The following is an 8,978-nucleotide window of genomic DNA, read 5'->3' as shown; positions in this document are numbered from 1 at the left end:
AGGGGGTGCCGCGCCACCCCGCCTCCTCGCAGCCCCCGGCCAAGTCCCAGCATGCCGTTAAGGCCACCTTACGGGCGTCTGACGCCTGTAAGGTGGCCTTAACGGCATTTCTTCCCCGGGTCAGTAAGGGAGCGTTCCGGCGGAGAGGGCGGTGAGGACGGACCGGATGTGGGCCTGGGTGTGCTTCCAGAGTCCGGCGCCCAGGGAAATCCGCGCTACCCCCAGTTTCGCGAGCGCGGCGAGATCCGGGCCACCGGGTACGGCCGCCGCGTTGACCGCGCCGGGCGTGACCGCGCGGACGAACTCACCCAGCACATCGGGCGAGCGCACCAGGATCGGGTAGACGCAGTCCGCCCCGGCCGCCAGGTACGCCTTGCCCCGCGCGATCGCGTCGTCCAGCACCGCGCTCTCGTCCTCGGCGCCGAGGAAGACGTCGACCCGCGCGTTGATCACCAGCGCGTCCCCCGCCGCCGCGCGCAGGTCCGCGACACGCTTGGCCTGGACGTCGAGCGGGCGCGGCGACCCGGCCGAGTGGTCGGTGTCCTCGAAGTTGAGGCCGACCGCGCCGGTGGCCAGCAGCCGCTCGGCCAGTTCCGGCGCGGCAAGGCCGTACCCGGATTCAGCGTCCACGGTGACCGGAACCGACACCGCGCGGGCGATCCTGGCGGCCGCGGCGAACATCTCCTCCGCCGGGGCCGCCTCGCCGTCCGGGTAGCCGAGTGCCGCCGCGACCGCGACGGAACTCGTTGCCACCACAGGGAAACCGGCCTGTTCGACAAGCCTGGCGGTGTCCACGTCCCAGGCGTTCGGGAGCACCAGCGGCGTACCGGGAACGTGCAGCTCCCGCAGCGTCCGCGCGGTCACGCGGCCCGCTTCGGCAGCGGCGCGTGGCTGGTGACCTGGGCCCGGTTCCAGCTGTTGATCGCGATGATCTCCCACGCCACCACGCGGTACTGCTCCTCGGTGAACACCCGGGTCGCCTCCGCGTAGACGTCGTCGGGGACCTCCTTGGTCTGCGAGATCGTCGTCATCGCCTCGGTCAGCGCCAGCGCCGCGCGCTCCTGCTCGGTGAAGAGATCGGTTTCGCGCCAGCCTTCGAGCACGAACAGCCGCCGCGGCGACTCGCCGAGCTGGACGGCGTCGTTGCTGTGCATGTCGAGGCAGAACGCGCAGCCGTTGATCTGGGAGGCCCGCATCTTGACCAGTTCGAGGAGCTTCTGGTCCAGCCCCGCGTTGGCCGCCGCCTTCTCCACCTCCTGCTGCAGGTTCGACATGGCCTGGTACAGCTCGGGGGCTTGTTTCGTCAGTGCGATTCGCTTGCTCATGCCTTCACGCTAGCCCCAACTGGCCCACGAGTATGGTCCAGTCTCATGGCAGTTTCGTGGTCCAGTTCGGGAATAGACGTCCACCTCGGATGGCGCCGCGAGACGGGCCGCACCGGGCTGGCCGGGGCGATCCGCACGGCGATCCGCGAGGGCCGGTGGCAGCCGGGCGCGGCGGTCCCGTCGACACGCGCGCTCGCGCAGGACCTCGGCGTCGCGCGCGGCACCGTCACCCGCGTCTACGCCGACCTCGCCGCCGAGGGCTACCTGCGCACGGCACAGGGCGCGCCGACGCGGGTCGCGACCGCGGGCGCGCTGCCGCAGTCCGCTCCCCGGCCCGCGCCGTGGGATCCCGCGCCACGCTGGGATCTCCGGCCCGGCAGGCCCGATCTGACGACGTTCCCCCGCGCGGAGTGGCTGGCCGCGACGCGGCGGGCGTTGCACGAAATGCCCGCGGCGGAGCTGGGGTACTCGAACGAACTCGGCGCGCCGCGGCTGCGCGAAACCCTGGCCGGCTACCTCGCGCGCAGCCGGGGCGTGCTCGCCGATCCGGCACGGATCGCGGTGTGCAACGGCTACTCGCACGCGCTCGCGGTGCTGGCGAAGGTGCTGCACCAACGCGGCGCGGACGAGATGGCGTTCGAGAACCCGTCGCTGTACCTCTTCCGGGACATCGCCGCGGCCAACGGCCCCCGCGTCGTCGGGGTGGAGGTCGACGAGCACGGGATCGACGTGTCCGCTGTGGACAGTCCGGCCGTGGTGGTGACCGCGGCCCACCAGTACCCGATGGGCGTCACGCTCGCGCCGCACCGACGGGCGGCGTTGACGCGCTGGGCGAGCGAATCCGGCGCGTTCATCCTCGAAGACGACTACGACGGCGAATTCCGCTTCGACAACCAGCAGGTCGGGGCGTTGCAAGCACTCTCGCCGGAACGCGTGGTATACGCGGGCACCGCGAGCAAGACACTCGCCCCGGCGTTGCGGCTGGCCTGGCTCGTGCTGCCGCGTTCGCTCGTCGAACCCGTGCGCGCGGCCATGCTCGACAGCGGCACGCGGCCGCCGGTCCTGCACCAGCTGGCGCTGGCGGAGCTGATCGACTCCGGCGGTTACGACCGGCAGGTCCGCCGTCGCCGCACCGAATACCGGACCCGGCGCGACAAACTGCTCGCCGCGCTGCCGGAAACCGTTACCCCGCGCGGGATTTCGGCCGGGCTGCATCTGGTGCTGATGCTGCCCGAGGACGGCCCGACCGAGATGGAGGTCCTCGCCTCCTGCCGCCGTCGCGCCATCGGCGTCGAAGGGCTGGGGAGCTACTGGATGGATCCCGGACGTCCTGGCGGGTTGATCGTCGGGTACGGCGCAGCGGCGAAGCACGCGTTCAGCGGCGCGACGCAGGCGCTCGTCGAAGCGCTGTGGGAAGTTACGCCCTGAGCTTGAAGGTGAGGCTCAGAACCAGCAGGTGACGCGGGCGCGGTGGATGTCGGTGGTGAGCACGGGTTTCCCGTCGACGGGCGCCGGGCCGCCAGGAGGCGCCTTCGGGTCCGGCTGTATGCCGCCCGCGGCCACCTTGTCCAGCGTGGCCAACCCCGAAGCGTCGACCGTGCCGAAGATCGTGTAGTTCGGCCGCAGCGCGGAATCGCCGTAGACGACGAAGAACTGGCTGCCGTTGGTGGCCGGTCCGGCGTTGGCCATCGCGAGGACGCCTCGCGCGTAGACCTTGCGCGCGCCGGTCGGATCGCTGGGCGCGGGCGGCAGATCGGTCGGCAGTTCGTCCTTGTACTTGTAGCCCGGCCCGCCCTCGCCGGTGCCGCTCGGGTCACCGCACTGCAGCACCTTCAACGTCGGGTACGCGGTGAGCCGGTGGCACGTCGTCTGGTCGTAGAACCGGTGCGTGGTCAGGTGCAGGAAGCTCTGCACGGTGCACGGTGCCTTCGCACGGTCCAGCGTCAGCCCGATCGTGCCCTGATTGGTCGAGAGCCGGACGCGAGGCTTCCCCCAGGTCGGCGTGTGCCGGGGGTCGGGTGGCAGCGGGACCGGGCGCACGGCCGGATCGTCCGGCGTCTCGGTGTACTGGCACGGGCCATGCGTGACCTTCGGGGGCGCCGCCGCGGACGCCACCGGGGCGCCCAGCGCGAGCATCAGCCCGGAACCCAGCACTGTCACGACGATCTTGGTGAGCCTCTGCACGCTCTGCCTCCCAGTCACAGAAGAAGGGACGCAGTATAGGGCGGGTCACAACACGACGGACAGCGCCGGAAGTCGGGTCAGCGCCGCAACTCCTCGACCAACTCGTCCGCCGCCGCGAAGGGGTCCAGCTCGCGGGCGACCACGCGATCGGCGAGACCGGCCAGCCGGTCTCCGTGGCGCAGATCGGCGAGTTCGGCACGCAGCCGCCGCACCGCGATGGCCTCGACCTCCTCCCTGGCCCGCGCCGCCCGGCGCCTCGGCAACTCCCCGTGCGTCACCAGCCATTCGTGGTGCGCGTCCAGCGCGTGGACGACGTCGTCGACGCCCTGACCGGTCGAGGCCACCGTCGGCACGATCGGCTGCCGCCAGCTCGGGCCGCGGACTTCCCGGCGTGCCAAGGAAATCATCTGCTTCAGATCGTGCACGGTCGCGTCGGCGCCCTCGCGGTCGGCCTTGTTGACCACGAACACGTCCGCGATCTCCAGCACGCCCGCCTTGGCCGCCTGGATCCCGTCGCCCATCCCGGGCGCCAGCAGCACCACCGTCGTGTCGGCGAGCTTCACGACGTCCACTTCGGACTGTCCAACCCCGACGGTCTCGATCAGCACGACGTCGAACCCCGCCGCGTCCAGTACCCGGACCGCCTGCGGCGTCGCCCAGGACAGCCCGCCGAGATGCCCGCGGGTGGCCATCGAGCGGATGAACACCCCGGGGTCGGTGGCGTGCTCGGTCATCCGGATCCGGTCGCCGAGCAAAGCGCCGCCGGAGAACGGCGATGACGGGTCGATCGCCAGTACGCCGACGCGCTTTCCCGCCGCCCGCAACGCCGTGAGCAGCGCGGACGTCGATGTCGACTTGCCGACACCGGGCGGGCCGGTGAGCCCGACGATCCGCGCGTTCCCGGTGAACGGCGTCAAAGCCCGCGCGACGTCCGCGACCCGCGGGTTAGCGGCAGTGTCAGTGTCTGCGACGAGCGAGATCAGCCGGGCGACGGCGCGATGCTGCCCGTCACGGGCCCGGCCGACCAGCTCGTCGAGATCGAAAGCGAGAGCCACTAGGCCTTCGGCACCCGCAGCAGCAACGCGTCACCCTGACCGCCGCCACCGCACAGCGCGGCCGCGCCGAGCCCGCCGCCGCGGCGTGCCAGCTCGTGGATCAGGTGCACGGCCAGCCGCGCGCCCGAGGCACCGATCGGGTGCCCGAGTGCGATCGCGCCGCCGTTGACGTTGACCTTGTCCGCGTCGACACCCAGCTTCTCGGTGGAGACCAGGCCGACCGCGGCGAAGGCCTCGTTGATCTCGATCAGGTCGAGCGCGTCGGCGGCCAGTTTTTCCTTGGCCAGCGCGGCGAGGATCGCGTTCGACGGCTGCTCGTGCAGGCTCGCGTCCGGACCGGCGACGACGCCGTGCGCGCCGATCTCGGCCAGCGGAGTCAGGCCCAGCTCCTCGGCCTTGGCCTTGCTCGCCACGACCACGGCGGCGGCACCGTCGGAGATCTGCGAAGCCGAACCCGCGGTGATGGTGCCGTCGGAGGCGAACGCCGGGCGCAGCTTGGCGAGGCCCTCGGCGGTGGTGTCGGCTCGGACACCCTCGTCGGTGGAGAACAGGATCGGGTCGCCCTTACGCTGCGGGATCGACACCGGCGCGATCTCGTCGGCGAAGTAGCCCGCCTCGGCCGCTGCGGCGGCGCGCTGGTGCGAACGCGCGGAGAACGCGTCCTGCGCCTCGCGGGTGATGCCGTAACGGCTGTTGTACTTCTCCGTCGAGGCGCCCATGGCGACCTGGTCGAAGGCGCAGAACAGGCCGTCGTGGGCCATGTGGTCGACGAGCGTGGTGTCGCCGTACTTGAAGCCGGAGCGGGACTTCGCCAGCAGGTGCGGCGCCTGGGTCATCGACTCCTGGCCACCCGCGACCACGATGTCGAACTCCCCGGCCCGGATGAGCTGGTCGGCCAGCGCGATCGCGTCGAGGCCGGACAGGCACACCTTGTTGACGGTCAGCGCGGGCACGTCCATCGGGATGCCCGCGGCCACGGCGGCCTGCCGCGCGGGGATCTGGCCCGCGCCCGCGGTGAGCACCTGGCCCATGATCGTGTACTGCACGGCTTCGGGGGCGACACCGGCGCGCTCCAGCGCGGCCTTGATCGCGACCCCGCCCAGCTGCGCGCCCGAGAAGTCCTTCAAGGAACCGAGCAATCGCCCGATGGGCGTACGGGCGGCGCCCAGGATCACGGAACCGGACACGGCAGTCCTCCAAGCTTCGGCGCGAGGGCGGTCGAAAAGACCATACCCGTGGGTTCGGCTTCTTGATGCAGCCAGTGTGAGCCGGGGCACGCCTGTTCGCGAACGTTGTCACCCTCCTACCAGCCCTATCCTCTTGTGCATGACTGACGCCCTGAAGCCTTTTGTCACCGCCATCGACCACGTGGGGATCGCGGTGCCGGATCTCGACGCCGCGATCGCCTTCCACGCCGAGCACTTCGGCCTGGAGGTCGCGCACGAGGAGGTGAACGAGGAGCAGGGTGTCCGCGAGGCGATGCTGCGCGCGCCCGGCACCGCGGGCACCGAAACGCAGATCCAGTTGCTGGCGCCGCTGCGGGAGGACTCGGCGATCGGGAAGTTCCTCGCCAAGAGCGGGCCGGGGCTGCAGCAGCTCGCCTACCGGGTGTCCGATGTGGACGCTGCCGCCGAAGCGCTACGGGCACAGGGACTACGGCTGCTCTACCCCGAGGCGAAGCGCGGGACGTCGAACAGCCGCGTCAACTTCGTGCACCCGAAGGACGCCGGTGGCGTGCTCGTCGAACTCGTCGAGCCCGCCGCCGATTCCGCGCACTAGGCCGGGGCGCCGCCGTTGCGCGAAGTCAGCGCGTTCGCGATGAACTTCAGCTCGGCGTCCATATCGGACGGCAGCACGTCGGCGTGCCGCGCGGTGGCGTGGCGGTGGGTGACGGCCCTGGCGAGCAGGCCGGACGCGCTGTCGACGTCGGCGATCGGCAGGCTGCCCCCGGTGGCGGTGACGATCACCGCGCGCACCTGGCGCACCAAAATCTGGAACCGCTCCAGCAGCGCGTCGCGCACGGCGTGGTGGGTGTCGGCCTCGCGCCACAACAGGTGCGAGAGCACGCGTGAGCCGGTGAACCGGCGGTCCAGCTCCCGCACCAGCCTGCCGAGGCTGCCCGCCACGTCCCCGGGGATGACGACGTTGGCGGGCTCGATGCGTTCCTCGGGCAGCCGTGCGACCAGTGCGGTGAGCAGGTCGGCCTTGCGCTTGAAGTAGTAGTGCACGAGCCCCTTCGGCACCCCGGCACGCTCCGCGATGCGGGAGGTCGGGGTGGCGTCGAAGCCCGACTCGGCGAAGAGGGCTTCCGCCGCGCGCAGGATGCGCTCCTTCGCCGAGTCGTCCTTCATGACTACTCCTTCGTAGTGCTCAGTGTGACCCGGCCATCCGGTGCGCCGCCTGTGCGACCGGCATCGCGACCGCGCCCGCGATCACGACCAGCACACCGGCGACCCACGAGGTCCAGGACGCCCCGTTGAACTCGGTGTACCCGATCACCCAGGGCGCGAGGAACATCAACACGCCCAGCACGATCTGGATGCCTTCGCCGTAAACCATGCCAGGCATGGCAAGCGACGCGAGGCCGTCGAGAGCGATCAGGGCACCGAGAACGATCATCGTCCACATCGCGCCGGTGCTCGTGCTCAGCCAAAGGGGTGAAAGCGCGGCGACGACCCCGATGACCACCTCCGCCCAGTCATGAGGGCGGGTCCAAGGGCGCGTCGACACTTCGTTCATCGTGCTCACCTCCAGTGGAGAACTCCTGTTTTTCCGGTGGTTCCGCACCTCCGATATTCCTCTTGGTTGGCCAGCCGGTCAAGACGTCTGAGCAGGCTGTGCCGGAGGTCGCCGGGCGCCTGTGCGCTTACTCTCGTACAGTTGCCCCCACGAGTTACTGACGAGTAATTTGATGCGCCCAACGCCGCCCCGTGGAGGTTCGATGACTGAGCTCGGCGAAATCCAGCAGGCCATCCTCACCGGCGACACCACCGCGGTGGGTTCGCTGCCGATGCCCGAGAGCTATCGGGGGGTGACCGTCCACGCGGACGAGGTCGGCATGTTCGAGGGACTGCCCAGCAAGGAGAAGGACCCGCGCAAGTCGCTGCACGTCGACGAGGTCCCGGTCCCCGAACTCGGCCCCGGCGAGGCGCTGGTCGCGGTGTTCGCCAGCGCGATCAACTACAACACCGTCTGGACCTCGATCTTCGAGCCGATCCCGACGTTCAAGTTCCTGCAGCGCTACGGCAAGCTCTCGCCGCTGGCCAAGCGCCACGACCTGCCGTACCACGTCGTCGGCTCCGACCTGTCCGGCGTCGTGCTGCGCACCGGCGCCGGCGTGCACAACTGGAAGCCGGGCGACGAGGTCGTCGCGCACTGCCTCAACGTCGAACTGGAAGGCCCGGACGGGCACAACGACACGATGCTCGACACCGAGCAGCGGATCTGGGGCTTCGAGACCAACTTCGGCGGTCTCGCCGAGATCGCGCTCGTCAAGGCCAACCAGCTGATGCCGAAGCCCGCGCACCTGACGTGGGAGGAAGCCGCCTCCCCCGGGCTGGTGAACTCGACCGCGTACCGGCAGCTCGTCTCGCGCAACGGCGCGGACATGAAGCAGGGCGACGTCGTGCTGATCTGGGGCGCCTCGGGCGGGCTCGGCTCGTACGCGACGCAGTACGCGCTCAACGGCGGCGCGATCCCGGTGTGCGTGGTCTCCAGCCCGGAGAAGGCCGCGATCTGCCGCAAGCTCGGTGCCGAGCTGATCATCGACCGCAGCGCCGAGGGCTACCGGTTCTGGAAGAACGAGCACGAGCAGGACCCGAAGGAATGGCAGCGCTTCGGCGCGAAGATCCGCGAGCTGACCGGTGGCGAGGACCCGGACATCGTGTTCGAGCACCCGGGCCGCGAGACCTTCGGCGCCTCGGTCTACGCCGCGCGCAAGGGCGGCACCATCGTCACCTGCGCCTCGACGTCGGGGTACCTGCACCAGTACGACAACCGGTACCTGTGGATGAACCTCAAGCGGATCATCGGCTCCCACTTCGCGAACTACCGCGAGTCGTGGGAGGCGAACCGGCTGATCTCGAAGGGACTCATCCACCCGACGCTGTCCAAGACCTACCGGCTCGAAGAGACCGGGCAGGCCGCGCTGGACGTGCACCGCAACGCGCACCAGGGCAAGGTCGGCGTCCTCGCACTGGCGCCCGAAGAGGGCCTCGGCGTCCGGGATCCCGAACTCCGCGCCAAGCACCTGGACGGCATCAACGCCTTCCGCGGCGCGTAGCCGTCCGCCGCCGGCGTGCCGCCCACCGGGCCATGCCGTGACATCGTGATGAGCTTTGTCACGCCTCGAACGCCGCCACGCGTCGCACCAGGGCGTGCGCTCACCGCAGGACACCCGGCGCGGACCGGGTGC

General features: G+C 70.6%; 10 protein-coding genes. 3 read left to right on the top strand and 7 right to left on the bottom strand.

Features of this window, described 5'->3' with window-relative positions:
- Positions 1 to 120: 120 nt before the first annotated feature.
- Both ACFW0G_RS41280 and ACFW0G_RS41275 read right to left on the bottom strand, forming a co-directional pair.
- On the bottom strand, positions 121 to 864 hold the full coding sequence (locus ACFW0G_RS41280) for an isocitrate lyase/phosphoenolpyruvate mutase family protein (protein ID WP_378330990.1): 744 nt from the start codon (positions 862 to 864) through the stop codon (positions 121 to 123).
- Entirely contained in the window at positions 861 to 1,325 is a 465-nt protein-coding gene (locus ACFW0G_RS41275; protein ID WP_378330989.1) for a carboxymuconolactone decarboxylase family protein, read from the bottom strand. The genes ACFW0G_RS41280 and ACFW0G_RS41275 overlap by 4 nt, the downstream gene beginning before the upstream one ends.
- Before the next feature lie 45 nt (positions 1,326 to 1,370).
- On the opposite strand from ACFW0G_RS41275, the gene ACFW0G_RS41270 reads away from it, so the two are divergent.
- Positions 1,371 to 2,753 (top strand): PLP-dependent aminotransferase family protein, encoded by a 1,383-nt coding sequence (locus ACFW0G_RS41270; RefSeq protein ID WP_378330988.1) that lies wholly within the window; start codon positions 1,371 to 1,373, stop codon positions 2,751 to 2,753.
- Between the two features lie 15 nt (positions 2,754 to 2,768).
- Here ACFW0G_RS41270 and ACFW0G_RS41265 read toward each other — a convergent pair whose 3' ends face one another.
- From ACFW0G_RS41265 to ACFW0G_RS41255, 3 genes are all read right to left on the bottom strand, one after another.
- Complete coding sequence (locus ACFW0G_RS41265; RefSeq protein WP_378330993.1) at positions 2,769 to 3,461, bottom strand: peptidylprolyl isomerase; 693 nt, start codon at positions 3,459 to 3,461, stop codon at positions 2,769 to 2,771.
- 125 nt (positions 3,462 to 3,586) lie between these two features.
- Complete coding sequence (gene meaB / locus ACFW0G_RS41260) at positions 3,587 to 4,564, bottom strand: methylmalonyl Co-A mutase-associated GTPase MeaB (RefSeq protein WP_378330987.1); 978 nt, start codon at positions 4,562 to 4,564, stop codon at positions 3,587 to 3,589.
- The gene (locus tag ACFW0G_RS41255; protein WP_378330986.1) at positions 4,564 to 5,751 is read right to left on the bottom strand and encodes an acetyl-CoA C-acetyltransferase; all 1,188 of its coding nucleotides are present in this window, start codon (positions 5,749 to 5,751) and stop codon (positions 4,564 to 4,566) included. Before ACFW0G_RS41255 ends, meaB begins: the two co-directional genes overlap by 1 nt.
- A 139-nt stretch (positions 5,752 to 5,890) precedes the next feature.
- Here ACFW0G_RS41255 and mce point away from each other — a divergent pair, with 139 nt between their 5' ends.
- The gene (mce, locus tag ACFW0G_RS41250; RefSeq protein WP_378330985.1) at positions 5,891 to 6,343 is read left to right on the top strand and encodes a methylmalonyl-CoA epimerase; all 453 of its coding nucleotides are present in this window, start codon (positions 5,891 to 5,893) and stop codon (positions 6,341 to 6,343) included.
- Here mce and ACFW0G_RS41245 read toward each other — a convergent pair.
- On the bottom strand, positions 6,340 to 6,915 hold the full coding sequence (locus ACFW0G_RS41245; protein ID WP_378330984.1) for a TetR/AcrR family transcriptional regulator: 576 nt from the start codon (positions 6,913 to 6,915) through the stop codon (positions 6,340 to 6,342). The genes mce and ACFW0G_RS41245 overlap by 4 nt on opposite strands.
- 19 nt (positions 6,916 to 6,934) lie before the next feature.
- Entirely contained in the window at positions 6,935 to 7,303 is a 369-nt protein-coding gene (locus ACFW0G_RS41240; protein ID WP_378330983.1) for an SPW repeat protein, read from the bottom strand.
- A gap of 202 nt (positions 7,304 to 7,505) precedes the next feature.
- Here ACFW0G_RS41240 and ccrA point away from each other — a divergent pair, with 202 nt between their 5' ends.
- Positions 7,506 to 8,846, top strand: coding sequence for a crotonyl-CoA carboxylase/reductase (gene ccrA, locus ACFW0G_RS41235; RefSeq protein WP_378330982.1), 1,341 nt, complete (start codon positions 7,506 to 7,508; stop codon positions 8,844 to 8,846).
- The last annotated feature ends 132 nt before the right edge of the window (positions 8,847 to 8,978 follow it).

The organism is Amycolatopsis sp. NPDC058986, from assembly GCF_042741125.1.
Taxonomy (GTDB): domain Bacteria; phylum Actinomycetota; class Actinomycetes; order Mycobacteriales; family Pseudonocardiaceae; genus Amycolatopsis.
This window is presented reverse-complemented; position numbering and strand designations above follow the sequence as displayed.